The organism is Faecalibacterium sp. BIOML-A4 (assembly GCF_009679665.1).
Lineage (GTDB): Bacteria > Bacillota > Clostridia > Oscillospirales > Ruminococcaceae > Faecalibacterium > Faecalibacterium taiwanense.
The window spans coordinates 29,860-44,164 of record NZ_WKZG01000012.1; the positions used below are offsets into that span (position 1 = coordinate 29,860).

Consider the following 14,305-nt stretch of genomic DNA (forward strand, 5'->3'; position numbering starts at 1 on the left):
CCGCTTACAAACATTTGAGCATCACATAAACAATAAGATTTGTTCTTTCGAGAGGAGTTTTCATTATGAGTAAGATCATTGGTATCGACCTTGGTACTACCAACAGCTGCGTGGCTGTCATGGAGGGCGGCGAGCCCGTTGTTATCGCAAACTCTGAGGGTGCACGCACCACCCCGTCTGTGGTCGGCTTTACCAAGACCGGCGATCGTCTGGTGGGTCAGGTCGCAAAGCGTCAGGCCATCACCAACCCTGAGAACACCGTTGCTTCCATCAAGCGCTTCATGGGCACCGACCACAAGGTGACCCTGAACGGCAAGGAGTACACTCCCCAGCAGGTCAGCGCTATGATCCTGCAGAAGCTGAAGGCTGATGCCGAGGCTTATCTGGGCGAGCCTGTTACCGAGGCTGTCATTACCGTTCCTGCATACTTCAACGACAGCCAGCGTCAGGCTACCAAGGACGCAGGCACCATTGCAGGCCTGAACGTCAAGCGTATCATCAACGAGCCTACTGCCGCTTCTCTGGCATATGGCATCGATAAGGAAGAAGACCAGAAGATCATGGTCTACGATCTGGGCGGCGGCACCTTCGATGTGTCCATCATCGAGATGGGCGACGGCGTTACCGAAGTTCTGGCCACCAACGGTGATACCCATCTGGGCGGCGATGACTTCGATGAGCGCATCATCAACTGGATGGCAGATGCCTTCCAGACCGAGAACGGCATCGACCTGCGCAAGGACAAGATGGCTGCGCAGCGTTTGAAGGAAGCTGCCGAGAAGGCAAAGATCGAACTGTCCAGCGCAATGAGCAGCCAGATCAACCTGCCCTTCATCACTGCCGATGCTACCGGCCCCAAGCACTTGGATATGACCCTGACCCGCGCAAAGTTCAACGAGCTGACCGCTGATCTGGTCGATCGCACCATGGGCCCCGTCCGCAAGGCTCTGCAGGATGCAGGCCTGCGTCCCTCTGACCTGAAGAAGGTCCTGATGGTCGGTGGTTCCACCCGTATCCCCGCTGTCTACGATGCAGTCAAGAAGGAACTGAACTGCGAGCCCTTCAAGGGCATCAACCCCGATGAGTGCGTGGCCGTGGGTGCTGCCATTCAGGGCGGCGTGCTGCAGGGCGATGTCAAGGGCCTGCTGCTGCTGGATGTCACCCCGCTGAGCCTGGGCATTGAAACTCTGGGCGGCGTGTGCACCAAGATCATTGACCGCAATACCACCATCCCCACCCACAAGAGTCAGGTGTTCTCCACCGCTGCAGACAACCAGCCCTCTGTTGAGGTCAACGTTCTGCAGGGCGAGCGTGAGTTCGCACGCGACAACAAGAGCCTGGGTGTCTTCCATCTGGACGGCATCGCTCCGGCTCCCCGTGGTGTGCCTCAGATCGAAGTTACCTTCGATATCGATGCAAACGGCATCGTGAAGGTCAGCGCAAAGGATCTGGGCACCGGCAAGGAGCAGAACATCACCATTACCGCTTCCACCAACATGTCCAAGGAGGACATCGACAAGGCTGTGAAGGAAGCTGAGCAGTTTGCTGCCGACGATAAGAAGAAGCGTGAAGAGGTCGATATCCGCAACGGTGCCGACCAGATGGTGTTCCAGACCGAGAAGATGCTGAAGGAGAACGGCGACAAGCTGCCCGCCGACGTGAAGAGCGAGGCCGAGAGCAAGCTGGCCGACCTGAAGACCGCTGTTCAGTCCGGCAACGTGGACGACATCAAGGCAAAGCAGGAAGCTCTGAGCCAGGTGTTCGAGAAGATGTATCAGGCAGCCGCTGCCGCACAGCAGGCCGCCGGTGCACAGCCCGGCCCCGACGCAGGTGCAAACAACCAGCAGAAGCCGGGTGATGACGGCGTTGTGGATGCCGACTTCAAGGAAGTCTGATAAAAAACACAGCAGTGTGTGCCCGGCCAAACCGGCGGACGCACGCGTGGAATAGCAAAAGCCGCTCCGGTTTTGCCGGAGCGGCTCTTGCTGGTTATAGAGCGAGGAACCAACCGGGGCGTTTCCCGGATCAAACGTTCCCGGAGAGGTGAGTGGATATGGCACAGGAAAAGCGTGATTACTACGAAGTGCTGGGGGTATCCAAGACTGCGACCGATGCCGAGATCAAAAAGGCATACCGCAAGCTTGCAATGAAATACCACCCGGACTATAACCCCGGCGATAAGGATGCCGAGGAAAAGTTCAAGGAAGTAAACGAAGCAAACGAGGTGCTTTCGGACCCGAAGAAGCGCCAGCTGTACGACCAGTACGGCTTTGCAGGTGTTGACCCTGCCTATGCAGCACAGAACGGCGGCGGCCCCGGTGCGGGCGGCTTTGGCGGTTTTGGCGGCGACGGCGTGGATCTGGGCGACATTTTCGGCGATATCTTTGGCGGCGGCTTCGGCGGCTTTGGCGGTTCGTCCCGTCAGGCGAACCCCAACGCACCGCGCAAGGGTCAGGATATCCGCGTGCGCATCACCCTGAGCTTTGACGAGGCCGTGCACGGCTGCAAGAAGAACATCACCATCACCCGCCAGCAGGAGTGCACCGAGTGCCACGGCAGCGGCTGTGCCGCCGGTTCCAGCCCCGAGACCTGCCCGGACTGTGGCGGCCGCGGCTTCGTGATCCGTCAGCAGCGCACCCCCTTTGGTGTGATGCAGACCCAGCAGCCCTGCTCCCGCTGTGGCGGCAAGGGCAAGCTGGTCAAGAATCCCTGCAAGGTCTGCCATGGCAGCGGCAAGGTGGCTGCTAAAAAGACGCTGGAGGTGTCCATCCCCATGGGCATCGACGACGACCAGAGCTTTGCACTGCGCGGCATGGGCGATGCCGGTGCAAACGGCGGTCCTTCCGGTGATGTGATCGTCATGGTCACGGTGCGCCCCAGCGAGGTGTTCCAGCGCGACGGCTACGATGTGTGGGTCACAGTGCCCATCACTTACAGTCAGGCCGTGCTGGGCGACACCGTGCAGGTGCCCTCCATTGACGGCAAGGTGGAGTACACCGTGCCCGAGGGCACCCAGAGCGGCACCACCTTCCGCCTGCGCGGCAAGGGCATCCAGTACCTGAATGGCCGCGGCCGCGGTGATATGTACGTCAAGTGCGAGGTGGAGATCCCCAAGAAGCTGAACAAGACCCAGCGGGAGGCCCTGAAGAAGTTCGAGGGCACCCTGAAAGAAGAAAACTATGAAAAGCGCAAGGGCTTCTTCAAAAAGCTGAAGGACATGTTCAACAACTGAGACTGAAAACCGCATAACATAAAAAGCGGCGGCACTTCCCAAACGGGAGGTGCCGCCGCTTTTGCTTTTTCAGAACAGAGACCGGGACTTAGTTGCCGAAGATCAACAGGGCGTTGGGCACAAGGCCGATGATGGTTGCGCAGGAACCAATGAACCAGAAGCTGCAGCCGATGTCATGGATGGTGTTCGTGGGGCTTTTTTCAGCATGGGCAACCAGAGCGTTCATGCCGTTTTCCACCCAGTTGGAGTTGATATTTGCCTTGCGGTAATCGTGGATGGCAGAAACAGCCTTGTACCAGCCGTACAGCGGGAACCATGCCATGGCGGCTTCCACAACACCTACGCCGCCCTCGGTGTAGGTCATTTCTTCGCAGGACAAAACATTGTATGCAGCAGGATAAGTAATGGCGTTCGTCATAAAGCAAAACTCCTTTTTTAGGTTTGATAAAAAAAGCGGCGGCTCTTCCGTTGAAGAGCCGCCGCAAAAAGCCCTTTGGTGTACTCCTGAAAATTAGAAGTAGATGATGCCCAGAGACATAACGGCAGAAAGGCCAAAGCTGCTGATGGTCGATGCAGCATTCCAGAAGATCATGCCGGCATGGTAGAAGGTATTGGTCACATTGCCCTTGCAGTCGGCTTTGATATCGCTCCAGACGTTGGATACCCAGTTGTCGTGATCCTTCTTGCGTGCTTCACGGCAGGTGTTGATGCCGATAACCGTAGCGTAGCCGGGCCACAGCCATGCAGCGACAGCCTGACCGACGGTAGCACCGCCTTCGGTGTAGGTCATTTCTTCGCAGGACAGAACGTTGTAGGAAGCAGGCATCATGATTTTGTTTTCCATAATAACACTCCTTTGAATCAAAGCTATCCAGACAGTGCAAGATCGCACTGTTTAAAACCCAAAAATAAACCGGGATATGCGCTTGGAGATCGTTCTCATAAAGCAGGGCGCGCCGCCGCATGACGCGAGTAGTTGCTTGCAGGAAAAGGAAAGCAGTGCTGTTCTCTGCAGGCAAAAGACCGTTCAGACGGTATACAGTGCTCAGGCAGCCGATTTCTTATTTCTGCTTGATGAAAAGCCCGCGGCCCTCTCTGGCGGAAAAGGCCGCGGGTAAAGGGGTCTTTGGTCTCTCCGGACGGATCTTATGAGCAGGGTCAGAGCAGGACGATGGCAGCATTGACCAGAAAACCAACGCCGGTAGCGCTGGTCGCGGTGACCCAGACGATGCGTCCCAGATCACGCAGCATGTTCTGCGCACTGGAATCCATATCGCGGCTCAGAGCATCCAGACCGGTATCCAGCCAGTCGTTGGGGTGGCTCTTGCGGTAGTTGCGCATGGCGGTAACACCCATGTACCAGCCAATGGGCGGAATCCAGTTCAGCAGAGCTTCCGTAAAGGTAGCACCGCCCTCGGTGTAGGTCATCTCTTCGCAGGAAAGAACGTTGTAGGAAGCAGGCATCATGATCTTGTTTTCCATAATAACACTCCTTTGAATCAAAGATCGTATCAGCACATTCTATGCACTGTTCACACCAGATCGAACCATCGATGAAGAGCAACTGCTCTATATCGCCATTGTACAACACCCGTTGATTTTTTGCAAGGGGTGAATGGGCAGAGTGCGCAAAAACTGGAGAGACTTCCGAAAAGAACTGGAAAAATTTGTGAAAAAAGACTGCAATAATTTGACATAAAACAACAGCGCCCTTTCCTTTGCGGAAAAGGCGCTGCCATGTTTACCCGGCCACACCGGCACGGTAGAGGTACGGGTCGCTCTTGAAGCTGTCAAAACTGTAGAGCACAAGGATCTGGTCATAATCGTTATCCGCGATCAGCTGATCCAGACCGTAGTTGTAGTTGCGGAAGTCCACCACATCGATCTGGGCGTAGTTTGCCGTCAGATACGGTGCAAAGCAGTTGGCGTAGCTGTCCTTGATCACCAGAATGCGCCCGGTACCGTCGCCCTCAATGCGGCTCAGGCCGTTGTTGCCATGCAGGAACATGGCGTACTTATCGTACACGTTCAGCTTGTCCGTGTCGTACAGGCCGGTGGTCTGGCCGTCTGCGGGCTGGCCTGCAGCGGTGACATTATAGATGGTCAGGCTGTTCGGCAGGTCGTAGTAGGTGATAGTATCCGGCACGGCATTCCATGTGCGGGCCTTGGAGTAGTGGGTGCCGTAGAAATTTTCGGCGGTCAGAGCCGTGTGCGCGGCGGGGTCGAAGGGGGTCAGGCTCAGCGTACCGCACAGCTGCTGGTAGGCGTAATAAGCGCCAAGGCTCGTCCAGTGATGGTCGGTGCGGTAGTAGATATATTCGTCCTTGTGTTCGGCAAGGGTCTGCCGCACATCCACAAAGCGCCCTCCGGCGGCCTGTACGGCGGCGGAAAGCTGGTCGAGATAGGCATCCTCGTCCAGCAGCGGCGCGTTTGCAGGCACGTTTTCCGGGTAAATGACCGATGCTGCCGGGGCCAGTAGCACATCCACCTTACCCGGGTGGCGCTGGCACAGTGCTTCCACGGCGGCGGTGTTCTTGGGCAGGGTGCGGTTCTCGCTGTCCAGCAGGCTGAAGGTGCGGGGGAACATCATGTGCTCTTTGCCCAGCAGGATGCCGCCGTTCTGCTCCTTCTGCAGCAGGGTGGTCTCCACCACGCTCTGCAGGCTGATCCACTCATCGCGGCCGAACACCTGATCCTTCACGTACTTTGTGTAGGCGGTAAAGTAGCTGTTCAGCCCCTTGGCGGAAAGCTGGGTCAGCGCCGGGCGCTGGGAAAGGGTGGTGTTTTCCATCTCGCTGTAGGCGCGGTCCGGTGTAATAAGGTCCAGTGCGAACAGACCAAGAAAGAACAGGCTGAACACCACCAGCACCGGGTAGTGCAGGAGCGAGGAAGATTTTTTGGAATGCTTGTCCATCTTCACGCCTCCTTAAAAGTTGAAATAGAGGAACGGGCTGTTGGTACTGCCCACCACATAGGCGGTGGAGACCACCAGCAGCGCCAGAATGGCGGCACAGCGGGTGACGGCATTCTTTTTGAGCAGGTTCCAAATCTTTTCAATGAACGGGGTGCAGCAGAGGATGCTGACCACCAGCAGCACACCGTAGTTGCGCAGGAAGTACAGCGGCGAAACACCGCCGGAAGGAACGAACAGCTTGTGGAACAGCAGACCGAAGCTTACGCCCGTATCGTTGCCCACGAACATGGCCCAGCCCACCACCACGAGGAACAGGGTGTAGATGTGGGGCCACACTCTGCCCTTTTGCAGGTGGGGCAGCAGGAACAGCTTTTCTACAGCCAGCAGCACAAAGTAGTACAGGCCCCAGCAGATAAAGTTCCAGTTCGCGCCGTGCCAGATGCCGGTGAGCAGCTCCACCACGAACAGGTTGAAGATCTGGCGCTTCAGGCCCTTGCGGTTGCCGCCGAGAGGGATATACACATACTCCCGGAACCAGCCGGAAAGGGTCATGTGCCAGCGCCGCCAGAACTCGGTGATGGATGCGGAGATATAAGGGTAGTTGAAGTTTGCGGGGAAGTCGAAGCCCAGCATCTTGCCCATGCCAATGCCCATCATGGAGTAGCCGGAAAAGTCAAAGTAGAGCTGCAGGCTATAGGCGATGATGCCCAGCCACACCAGCGGGGTGGATGCATTGGCAAGGCCCACAAAGGTGGTGGAAGGGCTGTCCGCAACGCCGATGATGTCTGTCCACAAAGCACCGATGGCATCCGCCAGCAGCACCTTTTTGGCAAGGCCAAAGGTGAACAGGGTCATGCCCTCTTCGATCTGCTGCAGGCTGTAGCGGTGCCGGTATACGTGCAGCTGGTTCGAGACATCGCGGTATTTCACGATGGGGCCGGCGATCAGCTGAGGGAACATGACCACATAGGCACCAAAGTCGATGATATTACGCTCTGCCTTTACATCCCGGCGGTAAACATCGATGGAGTAGGAAAGGGTCTGGAAGGTGTAAAAGCTGATGCCCAGCGGCAGAGTGCCAATGCCCTGGATCTCGGCAAAGGCGGTGCCCAGCAGGGCGTTTGCGCTGCGCAGCACAAAGTTTGCGTATTTGAAGTAGAACAGCATCCCAAGGCTGCCAATGAGGGCCACCAGCAGAAATGTCCTGCGCAGGGCCGGCTTTTGGTCGAAGTGCTCGATGCACAGGCCGCTGATGTAGTTGATGAGGATGAGGGCCACCATGACCGGGAAAAACCGTACCTCGCCCCAGCAGTAGAACACCAGACTGCAGAGGAACAGCACGGTGTTCTTGAGCTTTGCGGGCGCAAGGTAATACAGCGCCAGCGTGATGGGCAGAAACCGGAACAGAAAGATGATGGTGCTGAAAACCAAAGCGTCAGCCTCCTTTTAGCCGAAAAAAGCCGATGCCGCAAATGGCACCGGCCTTGGGTGGATCCAGATTCAGTCTGCCAGTGCGCTGTCCACGGCGCTGTCCAGATCGGCAGTGCACTCGTTGGATGCGATCACCATGACAATGGTGTTGCCCTTGAAGGCGATAACAGCGTTCTCCACGTTATCCTGCGCCTGAGCAAACTCGGCGTAGTTGCCGTAGAAGGCCACCTGATCCTGCTGGTAGGAAGCCAGCTGGTTGGCTACGTCCTCGGCCTTGCCGTCGGCAGCTTCGAGCACCAGCACCAGACCGGCATCGCCGTTGTCGTTGCTCTTCACGCCCTTGTAGCTCACCACGTCCTCAGCCTTCAGGCCGAAATCGTACTCAATGTTCATAGCTGCGATCTCGAACTGGTTGGAGATGGGGTCGGCTTCCAGCAGAGCATTGAAAACACCGTCCAGTGCATCAGAGCCGTTCTCGGCAGCATTGTCCACAACAGCGGATGCGGCGGCGCTGGAAGCGGGAGATTCCGCAGCAGCGGTGGAAACGGAGGAGGGAGCGGCCGAAGAGCTGGCGGAACCGCCGCAGCCGGTAAGAGCGACAGCAGCCAGCGCGCCGGTGAGAGCAATTGTAAAGATTTTTGTGCGATTTATCATAAAATATTCCTTCTTTTGTTCAAAACATTTTTGCAGCTGCCCAAAGCGGTCCTGCATCAGGGCAGACTATTGTTATCTTACCATAACTGTGTGCAAAATGCAACGAAAAGCCCCTCGGTTTTACGGATTTTTAACCGGTGATCTTTTCCCCTGCAGCAAGCTTCTGCAGCACGGCAACGGCATCCTCAAAGCACAGGCCGCTCTGCTGGATCAGGGCCGCATTTTCCGGCCCCACATAGCGCCAGTGCCACGGCTCGTAGGTGATCTCGGTAACGGCTTCTGCGTTTTTGGGGTACCGCAGGATGAAGCCGTATTCCACGGCATGGGCGCTCAGCCAGCGGAAGGCCTCGGTGTTTTCAAAGCCCTCGGTCAGGTCGGTGTGCTCCGGGCTGTTCAGGTCGGCAGCAAGGCCGCAGTTGTGCTCCGAGTAGCCCGGCGGGTTCACGATATTTGCCGCCTGCTTTTTCGCTTCGGCTTCGCTCAGGCCCTTATTGCGGAAATACTGGGTCTTTTGGTCGTAGAGGTTCTTCTGGTAGTCCACGCTGCGGTAGCCGCTCTGCATCCAGATGGTCACGCCGTCCTTTGCGGCGGCGGCCTGCATGGCGAGGAACGCATCGGCGGCTTCGGTCTGCAGGGTCTTATTCACAGCGGTGGCCGAGCCGCACGCCTTGGTGGTAAAGGTATGATCGTCCGGCATTTTGTTCGTGTGGTTCACCAGCACCATGCGGGGATCATCCAGAATGGCCTGCGCCTGCCGGGCGGTCAGCAGACTGCTTTCTGCCTCTGATGCTGCCGAGGCGCTGGACGTGGAAGTTGCCGAGGCGGCAGGCACAGCGGAACGGCTGTGCAGCACGAACGAGGCCCCGCCCACGGCAATGCAGGCCACGACGGTAACGGTGAGCACGCGCCGCACGGCGGGCCGCAGATGGCGGCGGTGATGAGGATGGACAGACAGGTTCATCTGGAATACCTTCTTTCCGGTGGATGTGCATAGAGTTTGCTTCCTATGGGCAAGCTATGCCCGGAGGGGAAACAATATGAAAATGACAGCACAGGAATATGCGCGCCGGGTGCGGCGCATCGGGCCGCACTCGCCCTTGGGGCTGGACTGCCTGTGGGCTTTTGGCGTGGGCGGCGGCATCTGCCTGCTGGGCGAAGTGCTGCGCCAGAGCTATCTTGCCATGGGCGTGGAAGCCGACCTTGCCGGCACCCTGACCAGCTGCAGCCTGATCGTGCTCTCGGCGGTGCTTACCACGCTGGGCTGGTACCAGAAGCTGGCCGCAAAGGCCGGGGCCGGGTCGCTGGTGCCCATCACAGGCTTTGCCAATGCGGTGGTCAGCGCGGCCATCGAGTTCAAGGCCGAGGGCCGGGTGCTGGGTACCGGGGCCAAGATGTTCACCATTGCCGGGCCGGTGATCGTGTACGGCACGCTGGCGGCGGTGGTGTACGGCGCGGTGCTGTGGGTGCTGGGCATGGCGGGTGTGCCTGTGCTGTTATAAACACGGGCAAGTGTGCCATAAGATTGCAGCATGATGTTATTATACAACATTTTATGGAACGTTTTTCATCTATTTTCCACGAAGGAGAAATTTTGCCTATGACGGTCCGGTGCGGGGATACCCTGCTGTTCCAGACACTGCCGGTGATCGCTGCGGGTGCAGCGGTGGGCGGCAAAAAAGAGAGCGAAGGCCCGCTGGCGGCAGAGTTCGACGAGCTGAGCGCAGACAACCGCTTTGGCCAGTCCAGCTGGGAAGCTGCGGAAAAATACCTGCAGCTGCGTGCCGCGCGGCTGTGCCTGCAAAAGGCGGCGCTTCCGCAGGAAAAGGTGCAGCTGGCCCTTGCCGGGGATCTGCAGGCCCAGTGCACGGCATCCAGCTATGCCATGCGGGAGCTGGGCGTGCCCTTTGCCGGATTGTTCGGGGCCTGCAGCACCATGGCCGAGGGCCTTGCGCTGGGCGCTGCTCTGTGCGAGGGCGGTGCTGCGCGCAATCTGCTGGCCATGGCTTCCAGCCACTTCTGCGCAGCAGAGCGGCAGTTCCGCACGCCGCTGAGCTACGGCGCGGTGCGCACGCCCACGGCCCAGTGGACTGCCACCGCTGCTGGATGCTGCCTTTTGCAGCCGCAGGGCGAAGGCGTTGGCATTGCCGCTGCCACCTTTGGCCGTGTGCAGGATTATCAGGTAAAGGACATCAACAATATGGGGGCTGCCATGGCCCCGGCAGCGGCTTCCACCCTGCTGCACTATTTTAAGGATACCGGCACCGAACCGCAGGAGTTCGACTGCATCTATACCGGCGACCTTGGGCAGGTGGGCAGTCAGCTGCTGCGGGAGCTGCTGGCCGCAGAAGGCTTGCTGATCAAAAACCATGTGGACTGCGGGTGCATCCTGTTCGACGCAAACGAGCAGAGCGTAAAGAGCGGCGGCTCCGGCCCGGGCTGCTGCGCGGCGGTGCTGTGCGGGCACATCCTGCCGCGCCTGCGCCGGGGCAGCCAGAAGCGGGTGCTGTTCACAGCCACCGGGGCCCTGATGAGCCAGACCACCTTTTTGCAGAAGGAGACCATCCCGGCGGTGGCGCATCTGGTGGAGCTGCGTGCGCCGGAAAAGGAGAAGTAAGATGAACTATTTCTGGGCTTTCTGTGTGGGCGGGGCCATCTGCGTGGCGGGACAGCTGCTCATCGACCTGACCGGCCTGACCCCGGCCCGCATCCTGACCGGATATGTGGTGGCGGGCGTGGTGCTTTCGGCCATTGGGTGGTATGCCCCGCTGGCCGAGTTTGCCGGGTGCGGGGCCACGGTTCCTCTGCTGGGTTTCGGCCATCTGCTGGCAAAGGGCGTGCGCACCGCGCTGCAGGAAGAAGGTGCTGTGGGCATCCTCACCGGCGGGCTGACCGCCGCTGCGGCCGGTGTTACCACCAGCCTTGTGTGCGGCGTGGTGTGCAGCTGGGTGGGCAAAAGTCACGACCAGAACTGAAGAAGAAATACACCAGAACATTGTCACTTTGTCCGCCACCCTTCGCCCTGTTTTTCCACCGCACTGCGGTAAACTGTGCAAAACAGGAGGTGATGCGGATGAAGCACCGCTGGACGACCCTTTTGTGGGAGCTTTGGGCTGCACAGGCCTTGTGCGCGGTGGCAGCCCTGCCGCCGGGCAGTGCGTTCCATACATGCCCGGCACTGGCGCTGCCGGGGCTGGCCCTTGCGGCGGCGGTGCCCACGGCATGGGCTGCGTGGGCGCTGCTGGCCGAGCCGCCCGACGGCCTGCCGCCGGAGCAGCTTCTGGAGCAGGCACCGGGGTTCGATTTTGCCACCCTGTGCGATTTTGAGCGGCCTGCTGCCGTGCCCTGAAAAGCGGGCAAAACAAAAACCCCTGTGCCGGGAACCCGGTACAGAGGTTTTGTTCGTCAATCAGAAAGCGATCAAGCGTTCTTGTTAGCACGCTTTGCCATACGGCTGATCTTGCGGCTGGCGGTGTTCTTTTTGATGACACCCTTAGCGCGAGCCTTGTCGATCGCGGAAACAGCAGCCAGGACGGTTGCGTCCTTGTCAGCGGCATTCGCATCGATGGCAGCGTCTGCCTTCTTGACGACTGTTTTCAGGTTGGTCTTAATGGCCTTGTTGTGAGCCTGCTCTGCAGCAGCCTGCACGACGCGGTCCTTCTGAGATTTGATGTTAGGCATTCGTTCCACCTCCTTGGCTACCTATAACAGCGCACCCTATGATACCATATTTCGCGTACCAGCGCAAGCGTTTTTTTGATTTTTGTTTAGAAAAGTTTTATTTTTTCCATACTTTCTGCATGCAGAGGGGGCATTTGGCCCCAAAACAGGCAGGAGGAGCAGAAAAATGCGTTTTACCGATATGGCAGACGAGATGTTTGGTGCAGCACAGGGGGCGCTGCCTGCCGGGGTAAGGCTTGCCACAGCAAAGCGCGGCGGGGTCACAATAACGCGGGTGGAGATCGCGCGCGAAGGGCTGGCGAAGCCCCGCGGACGGTATGTCACGCTGGAAATGCCCAGCGTCAGCGTGCTGGACGAGCGGGACGCTGCGGTGATCGAGACCTGTGCGGCAGAACTGCGCGCCCTGCTGCCGCCGGAAGGGCCGGTGCTGGTGCTGGGCATCGGGAACCGGCGGGTCACGGCGGATGCCCTCGGCCCGCGCACGGCGCAGAAGATTTTAGTCACCATGGGGCCGCAGCACACGCTGCCGGTAAAAGGCATCCGGCCGGTGGCCGCCATTGCGCCGGGGGTGTCGGCCTCCACCGGGCTGACTCTGCGCCAGCTGGCCGGGGCCATGGTGGAAGCGGTGCGGCCGGCGGCCCTGATCTGCGTGGACAGTCTTTGCAGTGCCGAGGGCGCGCGGCTGGGCCGCAGCGTGCAGTTCTCCGACACCGGGCTGTACCCGGCGCAGGCGGATCATGCAAAGCATCTGGACGCGGCAGCGCTGGGCGTGCCGGTGATCGCGGCGGGCATCCCCACCTTGATGGATTCGGACGAAGGAGCAGATCTTGTGGTCACGCCCCGGGCGCTGGACAGCGTAATCGCCCACGGCTCGGCTCTTCTGGCCGGTGCCATCAACCGGGCCTTGCAGCCAAGGCTCAGCGTGGCGCAGCTGTTCTGGCTGGCGGGGTAACACCGGTGGGCCGGAAGGGAGGTTATTTTATGCGCAGCAAAGCACTGCCGCCCGCCCGGGCGCAGGGGCATATCGTGCCGTTTCTGGAAGCGGCTGCTCTGTTTGCCGCACTGTGTATCTTTGCCCGCACGGCGGCACTGATGCTGGCTGCGGCCATTACTGCACCGCTGCCCATGGCCGAAACTCTTTTCTGGCTGGGGCGGCAGTCCGCACAGGAGCAGCCCGCATCATCTGTGCAGGTGGAAGCCGCACCGGACAGCACACCGGAAGCGGCGGCATCCTCTCTGCCGCAGGCCGTGCAGGCGCTGACCGGGAACATTGAGGACTACCTTGTGCCGCTGCTGGGCGAGGAAGCCCGCCCGGCGGATGCGGGTACTGTCATTGAAAAAAATTATCCGCAGGGCAGCGGCGAAAAGTACATTCCCTGCGGGGCGGGCAGCATCAAAAACAATACCCGGCAGACGGCGGCAGACATTGCGGCGGAGATCGAGAATCCGCTGCCCTTTGCCATTGAGCCGAACAGTCCCGACCCGCAGGTGCTGGTGATGCACACTCACGCCACCGAGGACTACCGCCTTTCGGCCGGGCTGTGGTTTGCCCCCGGCGATGGTGCCCGCAGCACCGACTGCAGCGTGAACATGTGCGCGGTGGGCCGTGTGGTGGCCGATACCCTCAATGCGGCAGGCATCAACACCCTGCACGACGAGACCCTGAACGACTACCCCAGCTACACCGGCAGCTATGCCAACAGCCGGGCCGTGGTGCAGCAGTATCTGGCCCGGTATCCCAGCATCAAGGTGGTGCTGGATGTCCACCGGGACGCCATCGAGACGGAAAGCGGCAGCCGCTATGCCCCGGTGTGCACGGTGGACGGGCGGCAGGCCGCACAGGTCATGATCATCTGCGGGTGCGACAACGGCACCACCGTTCAGCTGCCGGGCTGGCGGCAGAATCTGCGCTTTGCCGCTGCGTGGGAGCGCAGCATGGAAGGAATGTACCCCGGTTTTACCCGGCCGGTGCTGTTCAGCTACCGGTTCTACAATCAGGATCTGACCACCGGCAGCCTGCTCATTGAGATCGGCGGGCACGGCAATAACCTGAACGAGGCTCTTTATGCCGGGCAGCTGGCGGCAAAGGGCCTTGCTGCCGCATTGCTGGGCGGTGCTTGACAAAACGCCGCCAAAGTGCTATTTTTTAAAGGTCAAATGCAAAGATCGGGAAAAGTAGCGCGGGCCGTCCGGCCCAGAGAGTGCGGCACAGCTGAGAGCCGCGCCCGCACGCCGCGTGAACGAACACCCGGGAGCAGCAAACTGAACATGGCAGCTGCCATTAGTAGGTGCGCCGCAGGCCCTGCGTTACAGGGGCAGCGCTTTTATTGAGCGCGTGAGCGACCGGACACTTCCGGTAATTCAGGTGGCACCGCGGACATTACAAGACAGCTTGT

General features: G+C 59.5%; 16 protein-coding genes. 8 read left to right on the forward strand and 8 right to left on the reverse strand.

What is annotated here, in order from left to right:
- Window positions 1-65: 65 nt before the first annotated feature.
- Together dnaK and dnaJ are read left to right on the forward strand one after the other, a co-directional pair.
- Window positions 66-1,895, forward strand: a complete 1,830-nt coding sequence (gene dnaK, locus GKG34_RS09365; protein WP_005943578.1) for a molecular chaperone DnaK — start codon at window positions 66-68, stop codon at window positions 1,893-1,895.
- Between the two features lie 158 nt (window positions 1,896-2,053).
- A complete protein-coding gene (gene dnaJ, locus GKG34_RS09370; protein ID WP_097781181.1) occupies window positions 2,054-3,232 on the forward strand; it encodes a molecular chaperone DnaJ in 1,179 nt (392 codons plus the stop codon).
- A gap of 88 nt (window positions 3,233-3,320) precedes the next feature.
- Here the strand turns inward: dnaJ and GKG34_RS09375 are convergent, their stop codons facing one another.
- The 7 genes from GKG34_RS09375 to GKG34_RS09405 form a co-directional block, all read right to left on the reverse strand.
- A complete protein-coding gene (locus GKG34_RS09375) occupies window positions 3,321-3,650 on the reverse strand; it encodes a hypothetical protein (RefSeq protein WP_005943576.1) in 330 nt (109 codons plus the stop codon).
- 93 nt (window positions 3,651-3,743) lie between these two features.
- Window positions 3,744-4,076, reverse strand: a complete 333-nt coding sequence (locus tag GKG34_RS09380) for a hypothetical protein (RefSeq protein ID WP_097774619.1) — start codon at window positions 4,074-4,076, stop codon at window positions 3,744-3,746.
- Between the two features lie 314 nt (window positions 4,077-4,390).
- The gene (locus GKG34_RS09385) at window positions 4,391-4,714 is read right to left on the reverse strand and encodes a hypothetical protein (protein ID WP_005943572.1); all 324 of its coding nucleotides are present in this window, start codon (window positions 4,712-4,714) and stop codon (window positions 4,391-4,393) included.
- A 259-nt stretch (window positions 4,715-4,973) separates the two neighbouring features.
- A complete protein-coding gene (locus tag GKG34_RS09390) occupies window positions 4,974-6,146 on the reverse strand; it encodes a DHHW family protein (protein WP_005943570.1) in 1,173 nt (390 codons plus the stop codon).
- Window positions 6,147-6,158: 12 nt separating this feature from the next.
- Window positions 6,159-7,577: an MBOAT family O-acyltransferase gene (locus GKG34_RS09395; RefSeq protein WP_005943568.1), complete on the reverse strand. Its 1,419-nt coding sequence runs from the start codon at window positions 7,575-7,577 to the stop codon at window positions 6,159-6,161.
- A gap of 69 nt (window positions 7,578-7,646) precedes the next feature.
- Window positions 7,647-8,231, reverse strand: coding sequence for a DUF4358 domain-containing protein (locus tag GKG34_RS09400; RefSeq protein ID WP_044953887.1), 585 nt, complete (start codon window positions 8,229-8,231; stop codon window positions 7,647-7,649).
- A 130-nt stretch (window positions 8,232-8,361) separates the two neighbouring features.
- Window positions 8,362-9,192: a M15 family metallopeptidase gene (locus GKG34_RS09405; RefSeq protein ID WP_044953885.1), complete on the reverse strand. Its 831-nt coding sequence runs from the start codon at window positions 9,190-9,192 to the stop codon at window positions 8,362-8,364.
- Between the two features lie 76 nt (window positions 9,193-9,268).
- Between GKG34_RS09405 and GKG34_RS09410 the strand changes: the two genes are divergently transcribed.
- The 4 genes from GKG34_RS09410 to GKG34_RS09425 all read left to right on the forward strand — a co-directional run bounded on the left by GKG34_RS09410 (window position 9,269) and on the right by GKG34_RS09425 (window position 11,577).
- On the forward strand, window positions 9,269-9,730 hold the full coding sequence (locus GKG34_RS09410) for a SpoVA/SpoVAEb family sporulation membrane protein (protein WP_005943563.1): 462 nt from the start codon (window positions 9,269-9,271) through the stop codon (window positions 9,728-9,730).
- A 98-nt stretch (window positions 9,731-9,828) separates the two neighbouring features.
- Window positions 9,829-10,845: a stage V sporulation protein AD gene (locus GKG34_RS09415; RefSeq protein WP_044953883.1), complete on the forward strand. Its 1,017-nt coding sequence runs from the start codon at window positions 9,829-9,831 to the stop codon at window positions 10,843-10,845.
- 1 nt (window position 10,846) lies between these two features.
- A complete protein-coding gene (locus tag GKG34_RS09420; protein ID WP_005943559.1) occupies window positions 10,847-11,203 on the forward strand; it encodes a SpoVA/SpoVAEb family sporulation membrane protein in 357 nt (118 codons plus the stop codon).
- 98 nt (window positions 11,204-11,301) lie between these two features.
- Window positions 11,302-11,577: a peptidoglycan synthetase gene (locus GKG34_RS09425; RefSeq protein WP_118527663.1), complete on the forward strand. Its 276-nt coding sequence runs from the start codon at window positions 11,302-11,304 to the stop codon at window positions 11,575-11,577.
- Window positions 11,578-11,648: 71 nt separating this feature from the next.
- Here the strand turns inward: GKG34_RS09425 and rpsT are convergent, their stop codons facing one another.
- Window positions 11,649-11,909 carry a 30S ribosomal protein S20 gene (rpsT, locus tag GKG34_RS09430; protein ID WP_005943554.1) on the reverse strand — a complete coding sequence of 87 codons (261 nt, stop codon included), beginning with the start codon at window positions 11,907-11,909 and terminating at the stop codon, window positions 11,649-11,651.
- 166 nt (window positions 11,910-12,075) lie between these two features.
- Between rpsT and gpr the strand changes: the two genes are divergently transcribed.
- Window positions 12,076-12,861 (forward strand): GPR endopeptidase, encoded by a 786-nt coding sequence (gpr, locus tag GKG34_RS09435; RefSeq protein WP_005943552.1) that lies wholly within the window; start codon window positions 12,076-12,078, stop codon window positions 12,859-12,861.
- A gap of 29 nt (window positions 12,862-12,890) precedes the next feature.
- Window positions 12,891-14,030: a stage II sporulation protein P gene (locus GKG34_RS09440; RefSeq protein WP_005943550.1), complete on the forward strand. Its 1,140-nt coding sequence runs from the start codon at window positions 12,891-12,893 to the stop codon at window positions 14,028-14,030.
- Window positions 14,031-14,305 lie beyond the last annotated feature (275 nt).